Raw genomic sequence first — 25,607 nt, 5'->3', positions numbered from 1 at the left:
ACTCTATTTTAAACCAGCTTTCGCCTTATTTTCCAAAGCAATTATTCGATTACGGCTATCAGCAGGTCCACCTACAAACTTTAGTCTATTAATGACTTCCAACCCGTCCTGATACTTCTTCATGTGATCGACAAGAAGAATTGCGTAATTAAAAAGCACCTCTTTATTATTGGCGTTGTCTTTCAAAGAGGTTTTATAAAGCTCTTCCGCGCGATCCAGTTTACCTTGAGCCGTCAAAGCTATCGCATAGTTATTGAGAACTCTCGGATCCCGGACCCCTTTGCGATAAGCTGTTTCCAGAACAACGTTGGCTTTGTTGTAGTCGCGTTCCTGGACGTAAATGGCACCCAGATTAGCAGCGGCAACAGCTTCATCGTTGTTGATTTCCAGAGCTTTACGGAAGGACTTGATCGCATCACGACGCTCGCCTTGCGCCAACTGAACAATACCCATATTCGAATAGAGCTCTGCCGTTTTAGGGCTGGCCGCAATGGCTTTACCCAAGAGGTAGCGGCACAGATCAAAACGACTGCGCTTGTAGTGATACATCGCCAGAGCATTCAGGGCGCGAGCATCATTAGGCGACTGGGTCAGGATCTGCGTCGAAGCCTGATAGATCTTCTCGTCATTCTGAGCTTTGATCGCTTCATTCAAAGACGCATACTGGGAAGGCGCCGGCGGTGTCACCGGGCGAACCGGCTCGACCTTTTCCAGATCCTTGAATTCGTCCATCTCCGCTCGCGGGGCTTCGGAGACGGTTGAAGTCTTGGTCTCTTGCTGAGGAGTTTCCTTTGTGGGGCTGGATGAACAAGCCGCCAAAGCCAACAGAGAAAAACAAGTGATGATCTGTTTCATTATTGACCTATCCAATTCACTAGACGAATGTCAGATCCCACTTCGCCACCGTTGTAGTAGTTCTTGGGATCCTGTCGGTTCATAAAATCGTACGCTGACTTGAATCCGGCGTTGTAAACTTCCAGCTCCAGGCCGCGATCCACCGTCGCTTTATAACTTTCGCGAGCCTTCGCATTGAAGGGTTCTGCAAACTTCTCGACTCCAGCCTGATACTGTTTGGTCTCTTCGGCATTCAAGCCCGGAGGCAGTGGCGCATTGAGAATCGATTGAGCCATATTCAGGTTGGCATCACCTAAAATCGAAAGCGAACTGACGATTTCCTCGGCGCTGTCAAACTTGATCACTTCCGCCAGCTCCCCTGTCAATCGAGTCAGCAGAGCGACCTTCTTGTCGGCTGCCGCTTTCTGTTTGGCCGGATCTTTCGGGAATGTGATGGCTTTCATTTCCTTGTAAGTGTCTTCAGCGTCACTCAACTTCAACTTGGCAGCATAAGAGGCCCCGACACCTTTTTTGTTCGGTGCAAAACGCTTTTGAATCGCCAAAGTCTTCTGCTTCCATTCCTGAGCACGGGTGGTGGCTCGCTGGCGCAAGGACAATTCCGACACCCAGTAAGCACTTTCAACCACTCTTTCCTGATCACGACCGCCGCCTTCCACATACTCGGTGTAACGGGCAATCGCAGCTCCAGTCTGACCCGCTTTGCGATGGATCTGAGCCATGCTGTACACTGCTTCAATATTGTCGCTGTGCTTTTTATTGATCTTTGTAAAGTCCGTATAGGCACGGATGGCTTCATCTGTCTTACCCAGGGCCTCATAAAGAACTGCCGCATTGAACAGCAGATTTGGAGACAATGGGTCGGTCGGACTTTCCTGCGCGGCCTGTTTGTAAAGCTTCGCTGCCTCTTCAAACTGCGCCGAATCCTGATAAAGCTTTGCCAGCAAACGTCGGGATTTTGGTTTTAACTTATCCGCGGCAGGGTCTTTGGAGTTCAAGACACTCTGATAGGACGCAATCGCCGGACCGTTCATGCCGGCCCGCTCGTAGTTGACGGCCGCATTAAAGGCCGCCGTCGTTGCCAGACTTGATTTTGGATTCTGTTTGGCAAAGGCTTCAAACACCTGCGCGCTATCCGCATACTTCTTTTCCAGCTCCAAATCCTGACCGCGCTTGAAGGATGCTTTTTCCATCACACCACGGATGTCCGCTCCGGCCTTGGAGGATGCAATGCCCGGCACAGCCAAAAGCTCGGCCCCGGTTTTTTCCAGACCGACATAGTCCTTGCGCAGATTGTAGATATCCAAAAGCAGATTCGCAGAATATTCCGCCTGCTTGGTGTTTGGATACTGTTTCACAATCTCACGGAACTGCGTGGTTGCCGGATCGAAGTGATTGCTTTGATAGTAAAGACGACCGATACGGAACTTGATCTCGGGCGTTTTTTCAGAAGCCGGGAACTTTTCAACATACCACTGACCGGCTTTAATAAAGCGGTCCACTTTCGGCTCCAAAGGAACCGGGTCGGTGGAATCACCCACACGTCTTTGCATTTCCTGATCCGACGGAATGGATCTTTCAACGGAAAGAATCAGGTTCTGAGCTGCTTTACCATAGAACTTGCTTTGGGGAGCATTATCCACAACCCATTTATACTGGGCTCCAGCTTCGTCGTACTTACCCATGTCGTAAAGCAATTCACCGAAGTAAAAATGCATGTCCGGGGCGGTGGCTGAATCAGGGAACTCTCGCAGGTAAAGCTGATAGCCTTCGTAAGCTTGAGTCTGAGAGAAGGCCGCACGAGAGTTTTGTGCTGTCTGGTGCTGTTGCAGAACGTAGTTGCGCAACGTGGTTTCACGCAATTTGTAGGAGTTCTCCACCAGCTCTTTATTGTTTTTATTGGCCGCATACCACGCACTGGAAGAATCGTAGTCCTTCACCCAGCCATAGAGTTCGTTTTTAAAACGCTGCGTGTTCTTGGCATAGAAATAGTTCTGAACAATTTGATACTGATACTCAAAAGCTTTCGGCGCTGCCGGATTCTGGGAAATCAGAAGCTTAAACACCTCGCGAGAGCCATCTTTGTTCCCACGGTCAGAATACTGATAAGCCAGTCTTTCAAGATAAGGGCTGTAGTTATTCCCGACCAGATTCTTAAAGTAATTGGCCGCATTATTTGGATCGCCGCCTTCCGCATAGAAGACCACGATGTCACGCAAAGCTTCCCCTTCCAAACGAGTGCGGTTGACCTTCATACGGCTGGCCAATTGGTCACCCGTTTCGGCTTTTCCGGCCTTGATGATGTACTCCAGATAATTCATTGCCTGCTGAACCTTGCCCAGACGGAACAAGCACCAGGATCCCTTATACAAGGCAAAGGTGTGCAGACGATGTTTCTTTTCCTTGATCAGGTAAGAATATTCTTTATAGGCATTCGCCCACTTTTCATTTTCAAAATAGTATTCCGCTAAAGCGAAATGAGCTTCACCCACGAACGGAGAGTTCGGATAACCCTTGGTCAAACGCTCGTAGTATTCAGCACCTTTTTTAACATCGCCCAATTCAAAGTAATTGTAGCCCAGGAAGAACAGGGCCTGGCTCATCTTCTCATCACGAGGGAAGTCACGCTGGAACCACTCATATAGCTGAACCGCTTTTTTGTTGTACTCACGAGCTTCAGCCGTGTCCAAACGCGGTTTGCTTTTGGTTTTCCCCGCCTGGAAAGCACGAAGCTTCGCATCGTATTCGTCCTGCTTACGGGAATCAATCAAGCTGGCTTTTTCGACATAAAGTTCTGCCAGACGCAACCACAGCTCACCACGGTTGGGGCTGGTTTTGAACTTTTGGGTCAGCTTATACAACTCTCGAATCTGCTGATCCAAAACGCGTTCGTATTCGGCCTTGTTCCCGCCTCCAGTGTCGTGTTCCATGATCTCAGAAGAGCGAGGAGGTTTCACAGACTCCAGATTGTAGTTCTGAACATCCTGTTTAAAGCCCATATTTGCGGATGGCAATGAGGTGTCCGTCTTGGACATCTGCATCTTGCCACCACGGCTGCTTTCACTGGCCTGGGACAACAGTTCACCGACTGTCTTTTTCTTCACGGTTTTAGTGGTTCTGACGGTCGTCGTCTGGGCCTGCGTTGCCGGGGTCGCCAGAAGAAAACTTAAAAATCCTGAGACAAGAAGTTGATGCCTGTTGAATTTCATATATTACTCGCAGCTCTGTTTTCCAAGGTAGTGATAATTTCCAACTTCATCCAACCAGTATTCACCTTGGAACGGATAGTACTCATAACCATTTTCGATGTAGAACTTGCGGTTGACGTTTTCGTCGATCTGATCCCCGCTGATGTCCTTACCGGCAATTTTCTTTTTGATGCTTTCCTTGCGACCCGTGATCATCTCGTAACGGATGAAGCCGGCCTGCTCATAAAGATCACGCAGTTCCACGCGCATGTTCAGTAAGTGCGCTTTGGCCATATCGCCAATTGCGAACTTGGTGTTCTTGCTTCGATTCGCCAGAATCTTCAAAGAATACTGACCCAGCGGAGACGCACGGAAGGAGGAGTTCGATTCCACACGATGTCTTTCCTGAGTCAGTTTTTCCAGATAGTTCATGGAGCGCTTCACATCCCCCTGATCCAGAACACTTCTAAGGACAATGTACGGCAAACGAAGATTCGCCGATTTATCCGTGGTCTTCATCAGGTGCGCTTTTTCCAATTCATTATAGAAGGCCCCCGCCTCGTTCGTGGACTTCAGGAAATCCCCGATCTTTGCACGAACTGGTCCGTAAGTTTTTTCAAACAAACTCAGGACCTTTTCCATCTCGTCATACTTACAGATGTACAGGTATACGATGGAACGCAGAAGTAAACTCTCCGGCATATAGAAGTCTTCGTAATATGCCGAATGGAGAGTTTGGAAGTTACTAAGTGCCGAACGGAAGCGCGCTCCGCGCAACATCGCCCAGCTTTGTTCAAAGACAGCGTCATGCCACATCAAGGTGTCTCGCGGAACCTGCGCATAAGCTTCGACCGCCTGATCCCAATCCTGCTTTTGATAAAGCGCACGCGCCAGACCCATCTGAGCCGCCACCTTATTCGTATCAGTCACTGGAGCCTTGCGACGGGCATCGAGCATCTTATTGAAAGTGCCGATAGCAAGAGAAGTTTGATTCGCCTCAAGTTCTGCCAAACCTTTGGAGTACAAAGCCTGGAAGTAATAACTGCTGGTTGGGCTGACCTTGCTGAAGAGCTCTGCCGCTTTTGCAAAATCACGGTTTCTAAGACGGATTTCACCCAGGCGATAGTTGATCATATCACGCAAGTTAGCCGGGAAATCGTTCAAGTCCACGCGGGAAACAGCGTAGTTCAGAATCGTATCATCCCCCAGGGTGTCAGCCACCACGGACAGTTTTTCAATCGCCATTTTGGAATATTTGGGATGCTTCATGCGGATGACATCCACAAACTGGAAGGCCGCTGTTTGGTAAAGCTTCAGCTCCACAAGCATGGTCCCTAAGATGTACTTGATCTGAGGTCTTTCCGCCGCGAGTTCAGAGCGACGGCTCAAAGAGAACAAGGCATTTGCTGCGGATTCATACTGTCCGCCTTGCGCCATTCGCAGCGCATTGCTCAGCTGATTTCTCAATGTGGCCTCACGTGAATTGCCCGGCATTGCTGAACTGCGCGAAGGTTGCTTCTTCAGCGTCTTTCTTTGCTGGGCATCCCCGACAACCGGAGTCACGATACTTGCTGCAATCAGGAGTAGTAATAATTTCTTCATCTGTAGCTAGCCTCCGGGAAGAACCAACTCATACCCACGGTAAGGAAGAGGTTGTTGAAAGAGTTTGTCGAACCGTCGATGCCTTTGGCGTTAAAGAAGTTCCAACTGAAGTCCCAGCGGAAAGCATAAGCTTTGCTGAGGGCAAAGATCTGGCCGGTTGCCAAATGGATAGTACCGGCACTTTCACCGGACTGGGTGTTCGTGGTGCCGTAACCTGCAGAAAAGTACAAATCAAACGGAATGATCTTTTCATTAAACCAGGTCATTTTGCCATACACGGGAATATACATCAGATCTGCGCCAACGAAAGACTTCGGATAAACCAGATTCTCGGTGGATACACCGTTGATTTCGCGCAACTCATCCGTCGCCTGGCGGTTGGAGGTCGTCAGCCCGAAGTAATTCAGCTCCAATCCCCAGCTTTCATTCAGGAAGTAGCTGGCTTTGGCCACTCCACCAAATGTCAGGAAGAACGGATCATTTGTGACTGTTGTCAGACCGCCGAACAACTGAAAGCGCCCGGTCTTGGGCAGGAAGCGTTTCTGGATAACAGAAATTTCCTGAAAAGGAGCCAGCCCGCCCAGGCCCGAAAAGTCAGTCAGGGTATTGTCTTTTGGCGAAGTCTCCTGATAAGAAGGGGCTGAGTCCGTAATCGCTGGACGAGGAGCTTCTTTTTCAAGCTCCATTTCAATGACATCCAACTCTTCGCCTTCTGATTGTGCATATGAAAGTCCGGGAGCCATCAGAGTCAGCAGCAGTAGCAAAGAAGAGAGTTTTCTATTTAACATCTGTCAGCTCCTCTTAGAACAGATAAGACAAACCCACATCCAGGTTTGTCGTGTAAGTAACGCGTTCTTGGAAATCACCATAGTCAGGAACAGGCTGGTTCGGCTTTAACTTCCCGTTCAGGAATGGAATCGGTGCCTGGTGGGCATACAAACGAAGGTCAAAGCGGAAGGCCCACTGCTTGGTGAAATAGAACTTCTGCCCGATACCGAAGGCCACAGCGGGATAGGTTTTATGCACATACTTCACCGCTCCCGCAGACAAAGATCCGTACAACTGGGTGTTAAACACGATGGACTTGGTCAGACTCATCTTGCCGTAGAAGGCTTTGAGGTTGTAGTCCCCCATAATTGTCATGTCCGGCGCCGGAGCCCGGTTGAAGTCCAACTGAAACTGTTGATTCAACTGATCGGCATAGCTGGAAAGACCCGAAAAGTTCTTTGCCACGATCAAACCCCAGGCATGATTTTCGCTGGAATTATAGTAAAGACCCAGTCCCAGCTTGCTGACATTGGCGATGGGCTCTGTCATGGCGTAACCATAAAAACCGTCAATTTCAAATCGCCCTTGAGTCACCACATTGCGGTTCTTAACACTGACCGGTTTGTCGAACACAGGAAGGACGGACTCTTGCGCCAGCTCTTCTGTTGGAAGATTCACAACTTCCGCAGCAAAGGCGGCCTTATGAAGCATCAACGCAAGAACTATGATGAGCGCGGCTTTGAAACCATTTTTTAACATGTATTACCTACCCGATGAAAAGGCACCGTATTTATAAATGTAATCGCAAACTTCCCGAACCGCCCCGCAACCACCAGGTCTGCGAGTCACGTAATCAGCAACTTCCATAACTTCGTCCACCGCTTCGGGGACGGTTGCTCCAAAGGCCACTGCCTGAATCATCGGAATATCGAAAATGTCGTCACCGATGTAAGCCATTTCCGCTGTGGAAATGCCGGATTCCTGCTGCAGTTGTAAGAAAGAAGGCTCTTTGTCGAGAGCACCTTCGTAGAAGTAATGAATTCCCAGGGATTTCACACGAGCGCGAATGTCTTCTGCTTTACTGCCGGTGATGACCGCAATCTTGTAACCCGCTTCTGTCAGGCGTTTGATGCCAACGCCGTCACGAATTGAAAAGAAGCGACGCCATTCTTTGCCGTCAAACCACAAACGCGTGTCAGTTAAAACGCCATCAACGTCGAGCACCAACATCTTGATATTTTTAAGTTTTGATATTTCTAATCCCACTGAATCATTGTGAAAAATAAAAGATCAAGGAGCAAGTGCCCCACCTTGATACAGGACTTAAGGTTTGATTCAGTTCACGACGAACGTCCAGCAGATTGCAAACTAAGACCCAGGGTGTTTTGACAATGACTCCAGTTCATTTACCCGCTGCTGTAATTTGAAAAGCTGCTTTTCAAGCTCCTGGACCCGCTGCTTAAGAGCCTGGCTGTCCGCAGAGGGTTCAGCCGCTGGAACGGTCCCGTTCAAAAGTCCGGCCCCAAGTTCAGCCCTGCGCAAATTCAACTCTTGCAGCTTTTCCAGATCTGCATCTTCCACAAAACCGTCACCCACGGCCTGCTGACTTTTCAAAAGCTGATGTTGGTCGTGAATCTGGCGACTGAGCTGCGCCATTTTTTGCAGATTCTGCCAGGAGTTTTGCAGTTTCGAAAAATTCGGCGGGAACTCTCGGGTGATCACAGAGAACACGACAACAAACATGACCAAAGAAACAAATAGACTGCGTAAAAGAGAACTTAAAATCTTGGCCAATGCCGTTTTCATTCATGACTCCTGAAATGATATTTGACTCAAGATAGAAGCGATGGTCAAGTGAGGCTAAATGGAGATCGCTATGACCAGACTCGCGCTTCTTTTGACCAGCTTCTTGCTTGTTGCCTCTTTCGGATGCACCCAGAAAAAGGAGGAGTCGACCTCCTCCCCTGCGGAAAAATCCTCTTCAAAAAAAGAACTCATCGTCGGAACAGATGCTGCCTATGCCCCGTTTGAAAGTGAAAATGCCGACAAAACCTTGAGCGGCTTTGATATCGAGATCATGCAGGCCGTGGCCGCAAAGGCGGGTCTGCAAATTCAGATTGTAAACACCCCTTGGGAAGGTTTGTTTAATCAACTGAATTCCGGCGACCGGGATATTCTGATTTCAGCCATCACGATCAATGAAGAGCGCAAGAAGTCCATGGATTTCTCGGATCCCTACTTCGAAGCCGTTCAGCTGATCGCAGTTCCGAACAAATCCACGGTCACCAAATTTGAAGACCTGAAGAAACTTAAAGTCGGGGTGCAAATCGGGACCACTGGCGACAGCGTTGTCACACAACTTCTGGGCCGTGACAGTTCCAGTATCAAACGTTTTGAAGGAACGCCTTTGGCCTTGCAGGAACTGATTAACGGCGGCGTGGATGCTGTGGTGGCCGACAACGGAGTCATCAACAATTTCTTTGCCAACAACCCGAAGAACTTCAAAGTTCTTTCGGACACCAGTTTTTCCAAAGAGGTGTATGGCATCGCGGTTAAAAAAGGGAACACAGAGTTGTTGCAAAAAATCAACTCTGGCCTAAGCCAGATCAAGGCTGACGGCACCTACGACAACATTTACAGAAAGTACTTTGGGGAAAAGAAAAACTGATGTTCGCGTGGTTTCGCACTGACATTATCATCGAATACTGGCCCTTGTTTTTACAGGGGCTGAAAACGACCCTGATCCTGACCGGTATTGGCATTTTCTTCGGCACCATTCTGGGGCTTTTTCTGGGCCTGGGAAAAATCGCCACGGTCGAGCGGGGCCTCTGGAAGTGGCCGGTTCAGCTGCTCATCCGCCTTCCTTCTCAAATCTACATCGGCTTTTTCCGTGGAACTCCCCTTTTCGTTCAAATTCTGCTGATCCATTTTGCCTTGGTGCCACTTCTGATCCATCCCGATGAAGGCCTGTTGATTCAAGGAGAATGGGCTCTGTACCTGAAGCGTGAATATGGTGCCTTGATCTCAGGTGCGATGGCTTTGAGCTTGAATTCAGCAGCTTATATCGCCGAAATCTTCCGAGCCGGTATTCAGTCCATCGACCGTGGACAATTTGAGGCCGCTCGGTCTTTGGGGTTAAGTTATTTCCATACAATGAAGTCCATCATCATTCCACAGGCATTCCGTCGCATGTTGCCACCGCTGGGGAACGAAGCCATAACACTTTTAAAAGATTCATCCCTGGTGTCGGCCATCGGCTTGGCTGAGCTGGCCTATGCGGCCCGCACTGCCGCCGGTGCCTATGCCCGGTACTGGGAACCTTATTTGTTCATCTCTTTCCTTTATCTGGTTATCACGCTGGCTATGTCCTTTGTCGTTCATCGTCTTGAAAAAAGGTATCAATCCGCATGATTAAAATTCAGAATTTGCAGAAATATTTTGGCAGCAAGCAGGTTCTTAAAAGCGTCTCATGTGAAATCAAGGACAATGAGGTCGTCTGCGTGATCGGTCCTTCCGGATCTGGAAAAAGCACCTTTCTTCGCTGCATTAACGCTTTGGAAACGGCCCAGGGCGGAACTATTGAAGTCGACAGTTTCACCGTGACGTCTGCGGAAGCAGATCTGAATAAACTGCGTGCTCATGTGGGCATGGTTTTTCAGCGCTTTAATCTTTTTCCCCATAAAACGGCCCTGGAAAACATCATGCTAGCACCTATGAAAGTCAAAGGCCTGTCGTATCAGGAAGCCAAGGACAAGGGGCAGGACCTTTTAGCACGTGTCGGCTTGGCGGACAAAGCCCACTCCTACCCTAGTGAGCTTTCCGGAGGCCAGCAGCAACGTGTGGCTATTGCACGCGCTCTGGCGATGGAGCCTCAAGTGATGCTTTTCGATGAACCAACTTCAGCCTTGGATCCGGAGATGGTGGGTGAGGTGTTGGACGTTATTAAATCTCTGGCCCATAGCGGAAAAACCATGATTGTCGTGACCCACGAAATGGGTTTTGCCCGTCAAGTCAGCGATCGTATTATATTCATGGACCAAGGCCAGATCATAGAACAAGGCCCCCCGGACAAAATATTCAGTTCGGCGGAAAGCGAACGCACTCGCACGTTCCTAAGCAAAGTCTTGTTACATCATCAATAAAGAATTCCGGGCCTTAAAACTTCCGGGGGCAGCAGATGGGTCAGCATAGAGTTTCCAAACTTGGAAAAGGATCCTTGCTCCAACTGGAAGTAACGAATCAGGTCGACCATCCACAAGGGAATTTTCTTTTCACACTTTAGCTCCAGTATGACATTGCACCCGGGCTCCTCAAAGGACCCTGGGTGATCATAGTGGCTGAGGCCTTTCTCATCAGGTGTCACACACCATCGATCCATCTCTTGATAGCGCAGGTCTCGGTCAAAGGTCACCCGGGCATAATCATCAATAAATGACAAATAGGCCTTGCGTCGATACTGGGTCAGAATGACCGGCCCCACGTTGTAGGTCTGCTTCATAAAAATAAAGTTCTCAAGATTCATCCGGGAACCTGACTCCATCCCCGCAGGTACTTGGCCCCACTCTAAGATGTCCATCCAATCGGCAGTATCGACTTTGGCTCTTTTCTTACGCACAAAATCCCGCAACTTATATTTGATCTCGAAAAAATAGGGGGGCTGAGGCGAACCGCCGTAGGAACGAACCCGCATATTAAAGCTAAAAGCGTTGGCCGCTTCTTTAAAACGCAGAAGATAGAGACTGGGAGTGTCCAGATAGAGGCTGTTGATTGTGTAAAACTGGTCCGACGAAACACGAGAGTAATAATCCATTTCGCAGTACCGTTCCACGAACTGAGAGATCGGCCCCACCAGACTGAGGGGTATTAGATACTTCAGCTCATAGCGTTCCAACGCCAAAGGAGAAACCGGCCCGCTCATAAGGACACCGTTTTTAAGGTTCGACTTAAAAAATTGCGGGTGGGCTCTTCCGTCAGCCGCTCATTTTCCAGCAGATATTCCACATAAAGAACTAAAATTTCCTGCTGCTGGGAAAGCAAATCCAGCTGAGCCTGTTCTGATGACATTCGATTTTCGAGTTCGGTCAGAGTATCCACACTCCGCGACTTCTGACTTAGCACCAAACCGGACTTCGACATCTTATAAAGACTTCCCAGATTCTGAATTTGATTACGCAGACTCTGCAGTCGATCCTGACTGCCCGAGGCTTCCTTTAACTTCAGCGCTCTTTTTAGTACCAATTCGTTCTGCTTTTGTCGGGACAAATCATCCGCCCCCAAACCAGGAAGCTGAATACTTAACTCCACTTTATAGCCGATCTCTTCATCCTTACGGCTTTGAGAAACATCCACCCCTTTGATCCACTGGTTCTCTCGCGCGCGCAGAATTTCAAGTTCCTTTCCCAGATCTCTGTATTCTGCTCTTAAAAGCCGTGCCGTTAATGAGCTGTCATGCACTTTCTGAGAGTTCACCGCTTCAAGCACATCCTCTACAGTAAGTAAGTCGAAGTCTGCCAGGCTGTCCTCTTTCCAGTCCGGAGCCCACTGCCTGATTTTCTGCACAACGGCCTGGTGCTCTTGAACCAACACATTTTCAAGACGTTTGAGCTTGTAAATATCAGCCTGTGCTGAAAGAAAAGACTTGCTGGTACTGCGGCCTGCCCGCAAAGAAAGACCCTGAGCTTTAAGATAGTTCTCGGAAAGTTTAAGAACTTTATCCAGTGTGATTCTTTTCTGACGGGCGATTTCAAATGAAATCAAATGCACATAACGTTCATGCAAAGCCCAGGCAAGAGACGCTTCCTTTACAATTTTTGTTTGCGAGTCCGCGCCAGCCCCGAGCTTCCACTCTGGCCAAGAGCGGAACTGAAACTTCAAACCTACCTCGTACTCACGATTTTGATCTTCACTTTCCACAGAAGCGAAGGCCTCGACATTTCTTAGGGGGTTGCTGGAATCCGTGGAACGCATTTTTTCCTGGGACAAAACAGTTTCATCCTGCCAGGCCGTTTTCAGAACCTGCTCAGCAGTCAAGGCCAACGAAGGCGTGGAATAAAACGAAAGACAAAGCACCCACAGCATTAGGGTGTCCTTTTTTCTGATGTTGGCAGAGTCACAAATCGTCCGCCCGATTTAGTTTCAAACACCGCAAAAAGTTTTTTACTTTCCGGATGCAGGGCCAACGCCTCCAGATGAGAGTACGAATATTCACGAACCAACTCGGCTTTGGGTTTTCCGGGCTTCACTTTCCAGACGGCACTGCATAAAACACCCCGGCAACTGGATGCCACATAAAAGTCCTCGCCCAGTTTCACCACATCAGTGACAACAGATTCCGCTTTCTCGTGGGGCAGCGCCATCTCAAACTCCGCCTCGACATGAACCCGCTCCGGTGCCAGAGGACGATCCTCAAAAAGATCCTGGAAATCATCGATTCTTAAGATCAATCCTTTATTCAGAGCCAGAGCCGGCCCCTTAAGCGCCAGATACAGACTTTCACCTTCTATTGCATGACCTTCCACTTCGAAACCCGTTCTGGGACTCTGCTGATCCAGAATTGCCAGCCGATTCAGAATCTGATCTTTAGATCGCGCCAGGGCCTGCAAAACCTTTTCGCGCAGTTCAACTGTCTGCTCCAGATGATAGCGCAAACCATGGCGGCGGACTTTGGCAAACAGATGTCGATCCCGTTTCAATTTGCCCTTTTTAGTTCGGGACATTGATCCCATCAAATAAAGACGGTCGCCCAGCAGGGACACGGACTCGATGTCCTGCATTTGCTCCAGACCAGCTATTGAAATCTGATGCGATTGCACCTGACCCTTTTCATTCATCAGGAAAAGAACAGGTCGGTCTTTGGGGTAGTCATCTGAAACCAAAACAAACTGGCGCAGCTCGGGAATGAAAACCATGCCCGACATTTCCGGACGGAACCGCGTCAGGACGTCTTCAGGCAATTCCAGATCTTGTGGCAGATCATTGGCCGAGTCAGTGACGACTTCATCCGCCTGAGCAAAATTAACAAATGAAAGCCCCCAGCGCTTATGCACAGAAACTTTTTCCCCGAGCAAAAATCCATTCGTCGGCGGAATTTTAATCACCACCTCGCGTCCCCAGGCCGGCAAGGTCTGAATTCGTAAAAGACGCTCTGGAATAGGCACGATCCGCGAACCAACACTTATGACCTGACCGCGAACAGATTTGCCAGCACTGGAAACAACCTCCACGCTTTGGCCCACGGACAACGAGGAGTTCAGGTTTTCATTCACATAACCGTTCACATAGGTGGGATTCAAAGGCAACAAAGTGATCAGCGGCGCAAAGGATGGAGCCTTTTCACCGCTTTTAAAATTAACCGCTCCAACCGCGCCATCCACTTCGGCAAAGACAAAAAGATTTTTCAATCGGCTTTCGATCAGATCCATCTCGCGTTTGGTGTCTTCCAGATCCACACGCAAAGGATCCGCTTCGCTGGGCACCGCGGAACCCAGATCCTGGGCGATACCTGCAATCTCACGACGCAAACGCATTTCTGCATTGAGTTTATCATAGCGACTTTTTAAGACTCGCAGCTGAGCATCCCACTCGGACTGTTCCAACTCCGCCAGCAGATCGCCTTTTTTAACAATCTGGCTGGGCATCACATAGATGTGCTTAATTTCAACGGGACTGTCGAAATTAACCTGATATTCACGTGATTCTGCCACCCCCAGAATATTCACGGGATCTGAGCTCAAGAAGAAGCCCAACACCAGCACCAAAACCACAGCGGCAATCCAGCTGCCTAATAAAAAACGGTTTTCGGTCCCGAAGACCTCGCTCATCTTCAAGCTACACCTCGATCACCGATTCCTGGTTCATGAAATTCAGCCCCCGAACCGAGGGGACTTTGCCCAATTGTTCCACCAAATCCGCCGATGTTGCGCGCGGATTCAGGCGCACCTGATAGGAAAAGTCCAAACGATCTCCCTGCGCTACCTCCCGGATAGTAGCCAAGGCAAAATGGCGGCAGGATTGTCCCAAAATGCTTTCCACCTCACGCTGATCATCGCCAGAACGGGAAAGATTCAAACGTAACAGACCATCAAACTGCGGGCCCGAGGCAAAAGGAGATCTTTGCAGCACCAGCAGCGCCGAGATAAAACAAACGGCCCCGATAATCGCAATGCCATAAGCATGCACCCCCGAGGCCAGTCCCACCGCCAAGGAGGCAAAAATAAAGAACATGTCCCGCGGATCTTTGACGTTGGTGCGAAAGCGCAACAGGGACAGGGCCCCGATCATCCCAATACCGCGAGCGACATTGTCACCGATGGCCTGCATCGCGATGGCAATGACAATTGGAAGTAGAATCAAACCGTGCAGAAAATTAAGTGAATAGGAAAGACCGCGAAATGTGCGTACGTACGCCACCGCCAAAGCCGTGCCCAAAATAAAACTGAGTAAGAACGCATAGACGACGGAAATCCAAGTCGGGTTTGCAAATGATGAATTAAGGACCGCAAAATCCAACATACCCTTGCCTCCTCATAAAGTCAGGAAGGGCCCATCTTTCAAACAATCCCCTGTTATCTCAACCAAAATAAAACATAATGACAGAGACTTAATAGCATCTCTGCCCCTGCTGGATCTGGCAATTCACATACTGCTATCTGACAGATTACACACAAGAAATCCTCTGGTGTTTATTCTGCCACTAAGACCTCCTGCTGTTGGCCGATTCTTCTGGCTCAGCTTAGGCTTTACTCAAAGGACCTATGCACTTCAAATCAGGAGGATCTATGAAAACTCTGTTTGCAATCGCCTTATTTTCGTTCTTGTTCAGCCTTTCCTCAGCACAGGCCACTGAGGATGTCAGTGCGGGCCTGAACTATTTGAATCAAGTTTTGGAAGTTTCACAGGATATCAGCGGCGGAACGGAGAAGCTCAGCTCCAGCCCCGAGACACAAACTTACACGTGCCGGGCCTGGACTCGTTGCTATAATGGCTACACGATTTCCTGCTGGGCACGGGGCTACGGCTGTTATGCTGAATACATCCCTGGCTATCGTGTGTACTGCGAAGCCTGGGACCGTTGGGGCAACACCCGTTACGCTGTCGATTACTGCTACTGATAATGAATGCCCTCAGATAAAGGGACCTTTTTGGTTCTCGGGATTTAGCTGTGGGTAAATAAGAAGAAAGACATCCTGTCATAGGAGCTTCCCGCTCCCATACCCTGGGGAAAAGCCGGTCATCGTGACCAGCTTTTTGCGTTGTGGCGTGGGAATAAAAAAGGCCCATCTTGGCTGACCTTGTGATTTGATTTTTTTACCACAAATCACCAAATTACAAAGGCCAAGGATGGACCTTCATCATTTGATCAACAGCTTGTTGGGTCTGCAAGACTTAACGATTACCAACGCGGAGCTTTCAGAAGACTTTGTATCTTGTCGGATCAAAGCTGAGCTTCCCTGGGCGCGAGCGCGCTGCGCTAGTTGTGAGCATCCACTATTGGAGTTCCATCAATGGAGTCATCGTGAGCTCAAGGTCCCTCCACTTGGACTTTTTAAAGACGTAGTTATTCAACTACGTTATCCACGAGGCCTTTGCCCCATTTGCAATAAAATCCAACGCGCATTTGTGGCAGGAGTCCACTCTAAGTTTAAAGGCCATAGCTGTAGTTTCGTTGAAACTGCTGGTCGATTGATGGAAGAAACCACTTGCGCTGCAGCCAGTAGGACCTTGAGTTCAGATCCAAAAACTTTATGGCAAATAGATCAGTGGCGTATGCGAGAAATGCAAAAGAATTTGGATCTAAAGAAGTTCACGCAAGATATAGATGTGTCACGTATGAGCGCGGATGAGGTGCATTTTAAAACTGAAACGGAAACAAAGAGAGACCACCCCTTTGCACCAAGATGGACTGTAAAGTTCGTTACCAATTTAGTCTGCACTAAAGAGGCCAAGATCATTGCAAATGCCGCTGGTCGGGATGCAATGGCGTTAGCCAACTGCCTGCGTTCGCTCTCTCGTCCTCAGCGATTATCAGTAGAGTTTTTTTCAATAGACATGAACCCAGGATACTTCCAGGCCGTTAGTAAGCTTTGCCCAGATGCTGAAATCGCGGTTGATAGATTTCACTTGATTCAGAATATGAACGAATACTTTGAAAAAATCAGAAAAGAGGAGTTTCAAAGAGCCAAGAAAAACAAAAAAGAATTCGAAGAGATCATGCTATCCCCTTCGAAGCGGTTCATGTTTTTAGAACGCAACGCTGTTTTATCTATTGAGGAGCATAATATGCTTGGTAAATTAAAAGTACTAAATACGAATATCTCAAATGCCATGATCATCGTTGAATACTTTCACAAAGTATTGGAAGAAAAAGGTGTTCAAGGTTTTAGATCTCGGCTTACGAAATGGTACGGCTTGGTTCGTGACTCAAAACTCCTTCCGCTGCGAAAGTTTGCTCTTCAAGTGAGAAAGTATCGAATGAATATTGAGGCTTATATACGATCTAATTTGACGACGGCTATCAGTGAAGGACTCAATAATAAGATCAGAGTTTTAAAGGCGATGGCTTACAATTATCAGAACGAGGAATCATTCATGCTTAAGATCCTTCAACGGTGTGGCTTTCTCAATTCGAGACACATGGATACGAGGGCTCTATTCAAATATAGCCAGTTGGCATAAAACCTACCCACAGTTAAAACCCGAGAGGCGACCTTTTTTGGGTCCCTTTATTGTCACCTGTCAGGCAATTAGACACCCCTTCCCCCCACAGATGGCAGCAGATTGAAAAAACTCCAGGCACAGATTATGAAACAGCGGCAAACGTCTGGAAGGAGTGCCCATGGTACGTCTGTTCACAAAAAATGTTTTAACGATGTTGGCTGGAACCCTGATGGTGTCGTCCGTGGCATCCGCCAAAGTCTATGTCAACTCCGTCTGCCACATGAAAACTTCCGCTAGCACCAAAGAAATCAAAGGTGATGGCGATATCACGAAAAAGTTCCCTTTGGCCTCAATCTCCAAAATCGTGACTTCCCTGTGGGCAGTTGAAAAACTGGGCGTGGACTATCGTTATAAAACGATTCTGCATCTGACTCCGACGGCAAACGGCCGTATGGACATCCATATCGAAGGCAGCCGTGACCCCATGTTCGGGCGCAACATGAGCTACTTCCTGATCTCTGAATTAAACCGCATGAAGATCACTAATATCGAGAAGCTGACTTTCGATGAAAACTTCCTGATGCACTGGCTGGCCGAAGAATCCCCTTTGATCGGCGGTGTCACACCAAGATATGAAACCATCGAACAACAAGCGGCCGTGGTTCGCAAGCACCTGCTTGAATATTTTGCCACTGCCATCAACAAGTCGATGTATTCCAGCCTGCGCACCAAAGCCACGAAGAACAATGTTTTCATGCTTGAAAAACCAAGCATCACGGTCCGCTCTGTGGAGTTTGTTCCGAAATCCCAATACAAAAAAGAGCAATTGACGGCTTCGGTTGTTCTGAAGTCAGCGCCGTTGCGCATGCTTTTAAAGCGCATGAACAATCAATCCAACAACTATATTGCTGACAATCTTTATTGGAATTTGGGAGGCACGTCGGCCTTTAACTCTTTTGCCCAGTCCACGCTGAATGCAACCAGCAGTCAAATCGTGTTCCATAATGGCTCCGGCAATAACGAAGGAACGACCGCCAAGCCGATCTACAACGAGGCCAGCTGCGAAACGATGATCAAAGCCATCTATGCCCTGAATAAGGCTCTGACGGCAAAAGGTTACAAACTCAGCGACGTGATGGCTGTGGCTAATAAGGACTCTGATTCCACTGTCGACAACTTTGGTGGCGTCGCCAGCGGTGCGATGGTCGCTAAAACAGGAACGGTGAACAAGGCTAAAACTTTGGCCGGCAGCATTTCCACCAAAGACGGTGAGTTCTTCTTTGCCATTCTTCTGCATGCGGATATGGACCAGAACAGTTCGGATCGCGGTGTGGCCACTCAGATGATCAAAAACAAAGTGGCTCAGATGATCAACAATCGTTCCGGCCCGCGTGCGATCAATTATACCGAGTTCATTCCTTTGGCTTTCGATACAGGTTCCTACCTGACGGAATATCAGTCGATCACGCCTGCACCTTCAGTCAGTCTCAACAAACAATAATAAAATTGTTTTTCAAAACCCTGGAAAGGTCTTCTATAATAAAGACTCTTTCCGGGGAAAATATGCCTATTATACTGTTGTCGGTCCTGACCTTGGTCCTGGTTCAATGTTCCTATTTTCAAAATAAAAACAATCCCGTTCAACGCGGAACTGCCGCATCCCGCATGGTGCTGGATAAAAGCGGTTATCTTTACGATCCTAATGACACCTCCTGCGACGGCTTTCCGCGCGTACAGGTGGAAACGATGCCGGGCACCTGCCTTGGAATGGTCCTCCCCCGGGATCGCGCCATGGACAATGCCACACAAAAAAGCTTTATCAAGCCCCGCACCATTTTGCAGATCGGAAATACACGCAACTTCCTGGTGGTGGACATGGGGGGCTGGAGTCCACAGAATGGCCGCCTGTTCCTGCTGACCCCTTCCGCGGCAGGCCCTTATGAAATCAAAACACTGAAAGTGGGCCTGGAAACACCGCATGGCCTGGCACTGGGACCAGACGGATTCTTCTATATCGGTGAGCGCACACGCATTTCCAAGTTTCACCTGCACAACAATCAACTGACAGATTGGACCCTGGTGATTGGCGACATCGCCCGCAAAGAGGGCTACATGCATCCACTGTCCCAGTTCGTTTTTGATCCGCGCAATGGGGATCTTTATATCAATTCCGGATCTCCGAGCGATCACTGCGTGGTTCAAGGCACTGGGGCTTATAAGACGTGCCCGGAAGAACAAGCTCAAGGCAACGGAGCCATCTATCGTATTCCAGCAGAGCATCTTAAGAATCTTCCCCCGAAAGGTTTGCGCTTCTTTGAAGTGGCTGCGGTGGGACTTCGCAACTCTATGGCGATGGCCATTTCCGATGCGGGCTTCCTGATTCAGGGGGAAAACAGCCGTGACTTCCAGGAACTGGAAGAACCCTATGAAGAAGTCAATGTCGTCGATCTGGATAACGGTCGCGGTTATCACTATGGATGGCCTTACTGCTATAACTTCCACGCGACGTCTCCAGAGTGGCTGTTCCCGGAAAATAAAAATCTTCCTTTGCACAAACAATTTAAAAAGCCCGTGGACTGCGAACAGAGGCAGCCCCGCGAAGTCGGTGACTATCAAGCCCCTTGGCTGCTGATGCCACCACACGTGGCGCCTCTGCACATGGCCTATTATAAGGGTAAGATGTTCGCAGATCTTTTCGGCGGACAACTGCTGGTGACCTGGCACGGTTACCAACCCGCCGGGCACCGTCTGGTGGCCTATCCGGTGGATGACAAAGGCCGACCCCGTGCTGATGAAAAAAGCTCCGTCTACAACGTGAATCAAAAAGGGGCCTGTTCCGCTCGTAAGGCCTTTGCGCCTCACGGGGGTATGGATCGCCATGGATCTTACCGCGAAATCATTTCCAAGTGGGACGAGGTCAAGGGCCTTCGCCCGAAGGGAGCTCCCGTGGCATTTACGGAAGCTGTGGATGGTTCTTTGTGGATTGTCGAGGACCGCGAAAATCGCACGATCCTGCGTCTGGCCCGCACTCACAACGCAAATTATCAGGAGCCCTGCGAAGGGAGACGCTCTAGCGTGGACCCGCAGGTGCAACTGCTGGCCTGGAGATCCGCCATCCGTGAAAATGCAAAACTGGAAGAAGGCTACCGCCAAATTCAAACGGGCCTGATTCAAAAGCACTGTCTGGGCTGTCACGGCAATATGCAGGCTCAGGACATCGCAAGCGACCGCTTCAGCAATCTGGATTTCCTTATTAAGAACGAATGGATTTTGCCGCGTGAAGTGGAACGCAGCAAAGTCTATGGAGCTGTGGCCCGTATCGAGGGTTACACTCCCATGCCTCCGGCAGACAAAGAGCAGATCTATGGCACCGCCGAAGGTGAACGTGTGAATAAGATCATTGCCGCCTGGATATCAGCTCTGCCGACAGATGTGGACCAGCGCTATTCGCAGGTGAAGATCGTGGATACACGCAACATCCGCGCCGCCCCCAGCACCAGCGCCAAAGTCTGTGGGCAGGCTGTGAACGGGGATCTGGTTTATATTGATCCTCGCCCATCTTCCGTGGTCACAAACAACGGACACAAATGGAGTCGGGTCTATCTTGTGCCTTCGCACAGTCGTCTGTTTAAGGGCACCTGTCAGCCCCCGGAAGATGGCGTGTACTACATGGCCCGCGGCTCCCCGTTTTAAATGGGGGTGAGAGGCTAGCAACTCAGATCTTCGATTTGAGCAAGTAATTCTGACCTTTGTTTTTCGAAGATTCGATCCTCGGCCTTGATTGCCGGGACGCTTAAATCTTTTAAAAACTACCAAGCGCCTCAAGTCTTTTCATCCAGTCTCTTTGAGTGAGGCCTCTTGTGTGGGACAACTTTGTAAGAGGATGCGCTAATTCACTTATCTTATTGATAATTTCTTTTGATTTTTTTGAGTTAAAAATATCCCAGTAAATATCTTTTTTCCCATTAAAAACTAGGGCCGCATCTGGATCTTCTTGCTTGCCCAAATAAGCTGCGATCTCTAAGTAGTCAAAATCTCTTTCCTGAAGCAATTCTTTGATTTCTTCGGCCTCGGCATCACTAATATTCAGTAATGGCCGCATACGATTTAAAAACTCCACTCGATCGGCAAGCTCCCATACGGTGCGCTGTGTTGTTTCAAGTTCAAAGTTCATTGATAAAATCTCCCTAAAATTTTTACTAATGGAGGCTTCCAAGGATGGACTGCTCTGATCTCATCATTGATTCCATAGGTCTGCAAGACGTTGTACTGCAGTCTTTCAAAACTGACAAATCAACTCTAACATGTGAATTATGGGTGCAGCAAAAAAAAGATACTTGTGTTTGTGAGAGCTGTGGATTTTCTTTAAAAAATGTCAAAGACTACAGAATACGCAAACTAAAAGCTCCCCCTCTGGGGGCTTATAAAGAAGTGATAGTTCACTATCGTAGATTACGCGCTGTTTGCGACATGTGTTCAGGGCAACTTCGAATGTCTCCTATGAAGGGAGTTCACCCTCAATTCTCAAACATGACTTTGGCTATGGCTGAGGTTGCTGGTCTTCTCATGGAAGAGCTTACCTGCGAAGCTACAAGTCGCTATTTCCGCACGAATTCCAAAACCATGTGGGATCTGGATCAGTGGAGAATGAGGCACATGAAGAAATTCTACAAACTCCCTGATGATCTCAACGTCAGTCACATGAGTGCCGACGAAGTACACTTTAGAACTATAGTAAATACTCAAAGGAATAGCCCCTTTTCTGAGCGCTGGACCACTCAATATATAACCAGCCTTGTCTGCTCTAAGCTCTCAAAAGTCATTGCAACAGCTGGCGGACGAGATGCTATGGCTCTAGCAAATTGCCTCAAGACTTTATCTAAGAAAACTCGGGACCAAATTATATATTTTGCCTTAGATATGAATGCTGGATATTTCAGAGCTGTTTCCAAGCTATGTCCTAATGCAGAGATTGCTGTGGATAGATTTCATTTAGTTCAGAACCTTAATGAAACATTTAATACTCTCCGCAAAGACGAGTTTAGACTGGCAAAAAAAAGAAATGACAGCTTTCAAGCCGGGATGCTCGAAGGGGGGCGCAGATTTATCCTCATGGAACGCAATCCCAACTTGTCCATCGAAGAACAAAACCTTCTTGGGAAATTAAAAATGCTCAATACAAACATCAATGCGGGAATGTTGATCGTTGATTATTTCCATAAAGTTCTGGATGAAAAAACACTTCCAAACTTCCGAAAATCTCTGGCGCAATGGTACTACTTGGTTCGAGAATCAGGTATCAAAGTGTTCAAACAATTTGCTCAGAAGATTCGAAAATACAGGCTTAATATTCAGGCATATATTAAATCTAACCTGACCACTGCCATCTCAGAGGGCATCAATAATAAAATCAAAGTTCTAAAGAGAATGGGGTATGGATACAGCAACCAAGAATCTTTTGAACTCAAAATATTGCAACGCTGTGGGCTTCTTAACTCGTCTCATATTGATACGACTGGATGGCATTGGCATATCCCCCACCCCCAGTAAAAACGGAGAGGCATGGCCCGCTAGTGAGGTTTTCCGCCGCTCTGTCAAAAAGAAGGACAGTTCTTGTATTACAGAGTGATCAGGAAAACCCGTATAAAACTCTGTATTAGAATCCAAGCTCTAGCTTCGATGGCATCCTTTATGCTTTACCTCCGGAGATATCTATCGGTCTGGAGGATCTATGATTCGGGATTCACGTTTGAAAGCCCTGTTGGTGCTTGCCTGTGTTGGCGGCCTGACCAGCGCCTGCGAAGTTAAAAAGAACCTGGATGACATGCACAAAGCCACGGTGGAGATGAGTGAAACCACCAAACGCATGGAAGAAAAAACCGGCGAGCTGGATAAGAAATCCGGCTCTTTGGACGATAAAACCGCTGAGCTCTACGATGCCTTAAGACAGGGTAACGCCGCTCTTTTGCGCAAAGAGTTCCTGCAACAAATGAATGAATCCAAAGAAATGGCCAAGAAGCTCAGTCTGGGCGTGAAGTACTTCTGGGCCTATGAGTTCCAGTTGTGGTCCATGCAAGGCTTGGATAACGATCACCGCCGTGAGGAGTTGGCGTCCTCCGCCGCCCGTGAATTCATCCGTGAGATCCATGAATATGCTCCGACGGAAGAGTTCATTTCTCCAACTTCAGACAACAATACCGATATGAATTTCCTGGCGCTGGTGACCACTTTGCACGAGGTCAATGACAAGCAGAAAAGCCGCGTGGACCCCAAAGGTATTGAACATATGTCGATGCTGTCATTGATTGAACGCGCTCTGAAGCAAAAGACGGATCTGGATGCGGGTCGTATTTCCATCAATGATCTGAAACCAGCTTCTTACGACCTGCTGGCTTTTGAAAACAAGCTGATCCAGATTCTTCAGGCACGTCAGAACTTTATCCTGACCATGCTGGTGGCCAAAGCCAGCAACATCGATAAAGACCTGAAGACCAAAATCAAACTGGGTCTTTTAGGTATGAAGTGGTCGTTGGATCTGGGTCGTTATAACGATGTTGAAATCAACGAAATGACCCGCTATCTAAAAGCGGTCCTGGACACAAGAGCCATTCTGAAGAATGCCGGCCACGCGATTGTCGTGGATGAAACCATTCAAAAAGTCATGATGAATGGTCAACTCACTAAAACCAAGCCCCAAAGCAAAGCCCGTTTGGCAGCAGAGTCCCAGATCGCGGACTACATCCGACAAGTCCGCAGCGACTCCATAAAAACAAAATAACCCTCCGCCTTTCCTACCCACAACCAAACCAAGGGAGCGAACCTTGTGCCCGCGATAAAAGCGCCAGTGGGAGGCGCCCCGCGAAGGCAGGGCGGCGACCGACGTTGCCGGGCTCGCATCCCGATACAAGGAAAACCCACCTCGAAGCCAAAATACCTACAATTAAAAAACAGAAAAAAGAGAAATTGGTGGAGCCGATCGGGATCGAACCGACGACCTCAACACTGCCAGCGTTGCGCTCTCCCAGCTGAGCTACGGCCCCACATAGTGACAAGATCCAATAATAGCCCTAAAATCTTTTAAATGAAAAGCCAAAAATTGCTGTTTGTCTGCCTGGGAAATATCTGTCGCTCCCCCACTGCCGAAGCCGTGGCGGCTCACCTTATTCGCCAAAAGGATCTTCCCTGGGTGGTGGACTCTGCCGGGACCTCTGGCGCCCATGACGGCGAAACTTCCGACCCCCGCAGCATTCTGCACGCTCAGCGGCGGGGGTATGAATTAACCAGCATCTCTCGGCAAATTCGCGAGTCCGACTTTTACGATTTCGACTGGATTCTGGCGATGGACCGATCCAACTTGGACTTTATCAAGCGCATCTGCCCGGATGCCAGCCTGCTGTCGAAGGTCTCGCTCATAACCGACTATTGCTCTGAAAAAAGTTATCAAGGCGTCCCCGATCCTTACTATGGAGGGGCCGAGGGCTTTGATGAGGTGATAGACATACTGGAGGATGCAATCGAGGGCTTGTTTGAAAAAGTCCTCGATTACGGTGATAAAACTTAACGAACCTTGGCGCGCAACAAATCCTGGATGTGCAGAATACCCACCGGCTTTCGTGGCTGGGCTGAATCCTTGTCCAGCACAAAGACCATTTGGATCTGGAACTGCTCCATCACGAACAGGGCCTTTTCTGCCAGCTCGTTGGCATCAATGGTGCGTGGGTTGGTCGTCATCAGGTCTTTGGCGACTCCTGTCAGAGGATCATTGGATTTTTCCAGGCGGCGACGAATATCACCGTCGGTGATAACCCCCACCAAATCCCCTTTTTCATCAACGATACCTGCGGCCCCACGCACGTCTTTATGGGTCATGATAGAAAGGACCTGACGTACTGGCGTATCCAGACTGACCGTCGGCAAAGCTTCCCCCGCATGCATCACATCGCGAACACGAGTCAGGAGACGATACCCCAGACTGCCCCCTGGATGGAATTCTGCAAAGTCTTCGGAGCTGAAGCCTTTTTCCGCCATCACGGCCATTGCCACAGCATCGCCCATTGCTAATGTCGCCGTGCTACTGGCCGTTGGCGCCAACCCCAAAGGACAAGCCTCTTCCGAGACATGCACGTTCAGGGTTACTTGGGCGGCTTTAGCCAGCGAAGATTCTGGCTTGCCGGTGATGGCCACCAGCGGGATGCCTTTGCGATTCACAAAACGCAGAATGCCTGCAAACTCCGGAGATTCACCGCCATAAGACAGAGCAATGACCAGGTCATTATTTTCCACCAGCCCCAAATCCCCGTGAGAACTTTCGGCCGGATGTAAAAAGACCGCCGGCGTTCCTGTCGAGGAAAAGGTGCTTGCCAGCTTGCGTGCGATCTGACCGGACTTCCCCATCCCCGTCAAAACAATCTTTCCGTCGCAGGCTTTGATCATTTGAACCACTTTTTCAAAGTCCGGGCCGATGCGTTCTTTCAAAGCCAAAATAGCCTGCGCCTCGACATCCAAAACTTTCAAAGCCTGCTGAATCACTCTAGACATAGA

23 protein-coding genes and 1 tRNA gene are annotated in these 25,607 nt (G+C 48.8%); 10 read left to right on the top strand and 14 right to left on the bottom strand.

Features of this window, described 5'->3' with window-relative positions; all coding sequences use genetic code 11:
- Positions 1-3: 3 nt before the first annotated feature.
- From ACZ5ZV_RS04495 to ACZ5ZV_RS04465, 7 genes are all read right to left on the bottom strand, one after another.
- Complete coding sequence (locus ACZ5ZV_RS04495; RefSeq protein WP_464120225.1) at positions 4-855, bottom strand: tetratricopeptide repeat protein; 852 nt, start codon at positions 853-855, stop codon at positions 4-6.
- Entirely contained in the window at positions 855-4,061 is a 3,207-nt protein-coding gene (locus ACZ5ZV_RS04490; protein ID WP_464120224.1) for a tetratricopeptide repeat protein, read from the bottom strand. The genes ACZ5ZV_RS04495 and ACZ5ZV_RS04490 overlap by 1 nt, the downstream gene beginning before the upstream one ends.
- Before the next feature lie 3 nt (positions 4,062-4,064).
- Positions 4,065-5,642, bottom strand: coding sequence for a tetratricopeptide repeat protein (locus ACZ5ZV_RS04485; protein ID WP_464120223.1), 1,578 nt, complete (start codon positions 5,640-5,642; stop codon positions 4,065-4,067).
- Positions 5,639-6,430: an outer membrane beta-barrel domain-containing protein gene (locus tag ACZ5ZV_RS04480; RefSeq protein ID WP_464120222.1), complete on the bottom strand. Its 792-nt coding sequence runs from the start codon at positions 6,428-6,430 to the stop codon at positions 5,639-5,641. Before ACZ5ZV_RS04480 ends, ACZ5ZV_RS04485 begins: the two co-directional genes overlap by 4 nt.
- A gap of 13 nt (positions 6,431-6,443) precedes the next feature.
- A complete protein-coding gene (locus ACZ5ZV_RS04475; protein WP_464120221.1) occupies positions 6,444-7,169 on the bottom strand; it encodes an outer membrane beta-barrel domain-containing protein in 726 nt (241 codons plus the stop codon).
- A gap of 3 nt (positions 7,170-7,172) precedes the next feature.
- Positions 7,173-7,676, bottom strand: coding sequence for a KdsC family phosphatase (locus ACZ5ZV_RS04470; RefSeq protein ID WP_464120220.1), 504 nt, complete (start codon positions 7,674-7,676; stop codon positions 7,173-7,175).
- A gap of 102 nt (positions 7,677-7,778) precedes the next feature.
- Positions 7,779-8,216, bottom strand: coding sequence for a hypothetical protein (locus tag ACZ5ZV_RS04465; RefSeq protein ID WP_464120219.1), 438 nt, complete (start codon positions 8,214-8,216; stop codon positions 7,779-7,781).
- 70 nt (positions 8,217-8,286) lie between these two features.
- On the opposite strand from ACZ5ZV_RS04465, the gene ACZ5ZV_RS04460 reads away from it, so the two are divergent.
- The 3 genes from ACZ5ZV_RS04460 to ACZ5ZV_RS04450 are packed head-to-tail and all read left to right on the top strand — an operon-like array spanning position 8,287 to position 10,552.
- Positions 8,287-9,078 (top strand): basic amino acid ABC transporter substrate-binding protein, encoded by a 792-nt coding sequence (locus ACZ5ZV_RS04460; RefSeq protein WP_464120218.1) that lies wholly within the window; start codon positions 8,287-8,289, stop codon positions 9,076-9,078.
- The gene (locus ACZ5ZV_RS04455; protein ID WP_464120217.1) at positions 9,078-9,821 is read left to right on the top strand and encodes an amino acid ABC transporter permease; all 744 of its coding nucleotides are present in this window, start codon (positions 9,078-9,080) and stop codon (positions 9,819-9,821) included. Before ACZ5ZV_RS04460 ends, ACZ5ZV_RS04455 begins: the two co-directional genes overlap by 1 nt.
- Positions 9,818-10,552 (top strand): amino acid ABC transporter ATP-binding protein, encoded by a 735-nt coding sequence (locus ACZ5ZV_RS04450; RefSeq protein ID WP_464120216.1) that lies wholly within the window; start codon positions 9,818-9,820, stop codon positions 10,550-10,552. The genes ACZ5ZV_RS04455 and ACZ5ZV_RS04450 overlap by 4 nt, the downstream gene beginning before the upstream one ends.
- Here the strand turns inward: ACZ5ZV_RS04450 and ACZ5ZV_RS04445 are convergent.
- From ACZ5ZV_RS04445 to ACZ5ZV_RS04430, 4 genes are read right to left on the bottom strand one after another with little or no spacing between them, the layout of a single operon-like run.
- Complete coding sequence (locus ACZ5ZV_RS04445) at positions 10,546-11,328, bottom strand: VTC domain-containing protein (protein ID WP_464120215.1); 783 nt, start codon at positions 11,326-11,328, stop codon at positions 10,546-10,548. The genes ACZ5ZV_RS04450 and ACZ5ZV_RS04445 overlap by 7 nt on opposite strands.
- A complete protein-coding gene (locus ACZ5ZV_RS04440; RefSeq protein ID WP_464120214.1) occupies positions 11,325-12,488 on the bottom strand; it encodes a hypothetical protein in 1,164 nt (387 codons plus the stop codon). The genes ACZ5ZV_RS04445 and ACZ5ZV_RS04440 overlap by 4 nt, the downstream gene beginning before the upstream one ends.
- The gene (locus ACZ5ZV_RS04435) at positions 12,488-14,230 is read right to left on the bottom strand and encodes an HlyD family secretion protein (RefSeq protein ID WP_464120213.1); all 1,743 of its coding nucleotides are present in this window, start codon (positions 14,228-14,230) and stop codon (positions 12,488-12,490) included. Before ACZ5ZV_RS04435 ends, ACZ5ZV_RS04440 begins: the two co-directional genes overlap by 1 nt.
- A 7-nt stretch (positions 14,231-14,237) precedes the next feature.
- Positions 14,238-14,921 carry a DUF4956 domain-containing protein gene (locus ACZ5ZV_RS04430; RefSeq protein ID WP_464120212.1) on the bottom strand — a complete coding sequence of 228 codons (684 nt, stop codon included), beginning with the start codon at positions 14,919-14,921 and terminating at the stop codon, positions 14,238-14,240.
- Between the two features lie 266 nt (positions 14,922-15,187).
- On the opposite strand from ACZ5ZV_RS04430, the gene ACZ5ZV_RS04425 reads away from it, so the two are divergent.
- From ACZ5ZV_RS04425 to ACZ5ZV_RS04410, 4 genes are all read left to right on the top strand, one after another.
- Positions 15,188-15,520, top strand: coding sequence for a hypothetical protein (locus ACZ5ZV_RS04425; protein ID WP_464120211.1), 333 nt, complete (start codon positions 15,188-15,190; stop codon positions 15,518-15,520).
- A 229-nt stretch (positions 15,521-15,749) separates the two neighbouring features.
- Positions 15,750-17,084 (top strand): ISL3 family transposase, encoded by a 1,335-nt coding sequence (locus ACZ5ZV_RS04420; RefSeq protein WP_464117818.1) that lies wholly within the window; start codon positions 15,750-15,752, stop codon positions 17,082-17,084.
- Between the two features lie 160 nt (positions 17,085-17,244).
- Positions 17,245-18,567: a D-alanyl-D-alanine carboxypeptidase gene (locus tag ACZ5ZV_RS04415; protein WP_464120210.1), complete on the top strand. Its 1,323-nt coding sequence runs from the start codon at positions 17,245-17,247 to the stop codon at positions 18,565-18,567.
- Positions 18,568-18,629: 62 nt separating this feature from the next.
- Positions 18,630-20,759, top strand: coding sequence for a PQQ-dependent sugar dehydrogenase (locus ACZ5ZV_RS04410; RefSeq protein ID WP_464120209.1), 2,130 nt, complete (start codon positions 18,630-18,632; stop codon positions 20,757-20,759).
- A 109-nt stretch (positions 20,760-20,868) separates the two neighbouring features.
- Here ACZ5ZV_RS04410 and ACZ5ZV_RS04405 read toward each other — a convergent pair whose 3' ends face one another.
- Positions 20,869-21,240, bottom strand: a complete 372-nt coding sequence (locus ACZ5ZV_RS04405) for a hypothetical protein (protein WP_464117095.1) — start codon at positions 21,238-21,240, stop codon at positions 20,869-20,871.
- Between the two features lie 44 nt (positions 21,241-21,284).
- Between ACZ5ZV_RS04405 and ACZ5ZV_RS04400 the strand changes: the two genes are divergently transcribed.
- Both ACZ5ZV_RS04400 and ACZ5ZV_RS04395 read left to right on the top strand, forming a co-directional pair.
- Positions 21,285-22,616: an ISL3 family transposase gene (locus ACZ5ZV_RS04400; protein ID WP_464117094.1), complete on the top strand. Its 1,332-nt coding sequence runs from the start codon at positions 21,285-21,287 to the stop codon at positions 22,614-22,616.
- 181 nt (positions 22,617-22,797) lie between these two features.
- Entirely contained in the window at positions 22,798-23,844 is a 1,047-nt protein-coding gene (locus ACZ5ZV_RS04395; protein WP_464120208.1) for a hypothetical protein, read from the top strand.
- Between the two features lie 186 nt (positions 23,845-24,030).
- Here ACZ5ZV_RS04395 and ACZ5ZV_RS04390 read toward each other — a convergent pair.
- Positions 24,031-24,106: transfer RNA gene (locus ACZ5ZV_RS04390), tRNA-Ala, on the bottom strand.
- A 41-nt stretch (positions 24,107-24,147) separates the two neighbouring features.
- Between ACZ5ZV_RS04390 and ACZ5ZV_RS04385 the strand changes: the two genes are divergently transcribed.
- Positions 24,148-24,627: a low molecular weight protein-tyrosine-phosphatase gene (locus ACZ5ZV_RS04385; protein ID WP_464120207.1), complete on the top strand. Its 480-nt coding sequence runs from the start codon at positions 24,148-24,150 to the stop codon at positions 24,625-24,627.
- Here the strand turns inward: ACZ5ZV_RS04385 and ACZ5ZV_RS04380 are convergent.
- On the bottom strand, positions 24,624-25,604 hold the full coding sequence (locus ACZ5ZV_RS04380; RefSeq protein WP_464120206.1) for a KpsF/GutQ family sugar-phosphate isomerase: 981 nt from the start codon (positions 25,602-25,604) through the stop codon (positions 24,624-24,626). The genes ACZ5ZV_RS04385 and ACZ5ZV_RS04380 overlap by 4 nt on opposite strands.
- Positions 25,605-25,607: the final 3 nt, after the last annotated feature.

The organism is Bdellovibrio sp. HAGR004 (assembly GCF_055397015.1).
Note: the sequence above shows the minus strand (reverse complement) of the source record. Positions and strands in the feature narration are given on the sequence as shown.

Excerpts from the sequence above, each read along its gene's own strand:
- ACZ5ZV_RS04495 (WP_464120225.1), bottom strand. The coding sequence starts at position 855 with ATGAAACAGATCATCACTTGTTTTTCTCTGTTGGCTTTGGCGGCTTGT.
- ACZ5ZV_RS04490 (WP_464120224.1), bottom strand. The coding sequence starts at position 4,061 with ATGAAATTCAACAGGCATCAACTTCTTGTCTCAGGATTTTTAAGTTTT.
- ACZ5ZV_RS04485 (WP_464120223.1), bottom strand. The coding sequence starts at position 5,642 with ATGAAGAAATTATTACTACTCCTGATTGCAGCAAGTATCGTGACTCCG.
- ACZ5ZV_RS04480 (WP_464120222.1), bottom strand. The coding sequence starts at position 6,430 with ATGTTAAATAGAAAACTCTCTTCTTTGCTACTGCTGCTGACTCTGATG.
- ACZ5ZV_RS04475 (WP_464120221.1), bottom strand. The coding sequence starts at position 7,169 with ATGTTAAAAAATGGTTTCAAAGCCGCGCTCATCATAGTTCTTGCGTTG.
- ACZ5ZV_RS04465 (WP_464120219.1), bottom strand. The coding sequence starts at position 8,216 with ATGAAAACGGCATTGGCCAAGATTTTAAGTTCTCTTTTACGCAGTCTA.
- ACZ5ZV_RS04460 (WP_464120218.1), top strand. The coding sequence starts at position 8,287 with ATGACCAGACTCGCGCTTCTTTTGACCAGCTTCTTGCTTGTTGCCTCT.
- ACZ5ZV_RS04455 (WP_464120217.1), top strand. The coding sequence starts at position 9,078 with ATGTTCGCGTGGTTTCGCACTGACATTATCATCGAATACTGGCCCTTG.
- ACZ5ZV_RS04450 (WP_464120216.1), top strand. The coding sequence starts at position 9,818 with ATGATTAAAATTCAGAATTTGCAGAAATATTTTGGCAGCAAGCAGGTT.
- ACZ5ZV_RS04445 (WP_464120215.1), bottom strand. The coding sequence starts at position 11,328 with ATGAGCGGGCCGGTTTCTCCTTTGGCGTTGGAACGCTATGAGCTGAAG.
- ACZ5ZV_RS04440 (WP_464120214.1), bottom strand. The coding sequence starts at position 12,488 with ATGCTGTGGGTGCTTTGTCTTTCGTTTTATTCCACGCCTTCGTTGGCC.
- ACZ5ZV_RS04435 (WP_464120213.1), bottom strand. The coding sequence starts at position 14,230 with ATGAGCGAGGTCTTCGGGACCGAAAACCGTTTTTTATTAGGCAGCTGG.
- ACZ5ZV_RS04430 (WP_464120212.1), bottom strand. The coding sequence starts at position 14,921 with ATGTTGGATTTTGCGGTCCTTAATTCATCATTTGCAAACCCGACTTGG.
- ACZ5ZV_RS04425 (WP_464120211.1), top strand. The coding sequence starts at position 15,188 with ATGAAAACTCTGTTTGCAATCGCCTTATTTTCGTTCTTGTTCAGCCTT.
- ACZ5ZV_RS04420 (WP_464117818.1), top strand. The coding sequence starts at position 15,750 with ATGGACCTTCATCATTTGATCAACAGCTTGTTGGGTCTGCAAGACTTA.
- ACZ5ZV_RS04415 (WP_464120210.1), top strand. The coding sequence starts at position 17,245 with ATGGTACGTCTGTTCACAAAAAATGTTTTAACGATGTTGGCTGGAACC.
- ACZ5ZV_RS04410 (WP_464120209.1), top strand. The coding sequence starts at position 18,630 with ATGCCTATTATACTGTTGTCGGTCCTGACCTTGGTCCTGGTTCAATGT.
- ACZ5ZV_RS04405 (WP_464117095.1), bottom strand. The coding sequence starts at position 21,240 with ATGAACTTTGAACTTGAAACAACACAGCGCACCGTATGGGAGCTTGCC.
- ACZ5ZV_RS04400 (WP_464117094.1), top strand. The coding sequence starts at position 21,285 with ATGGACTGCTCTGATCTCATCATTGATTCCATAGGTCTGCAAGACGTT.
- ACZ5ZV_RS04395 (WP_464120208.1), top strand. The coding sequence starts at position 22,798 with ATGATTCGGGATTCACGTTTGAAAGCCCTGTTGGTGCTTGCCTGTGTT.
- ACZ5ZV_RS04385 (WP_464120207.1), top strand. The coding sequence starts at position 24,148 with ATGAAAAGCCAAAAATTGCTGTTTGTCTGCCTGGGAAATATCTGTCGC.
- ACZ5ZV_RS04380 (WP_464120206.1), bottom strand. The coding sequence starts at position 25,604 with ATGTCTAGAGTGATTCAGCAGGCTTTGAAAGTTTTGGATGTCGAGGCG.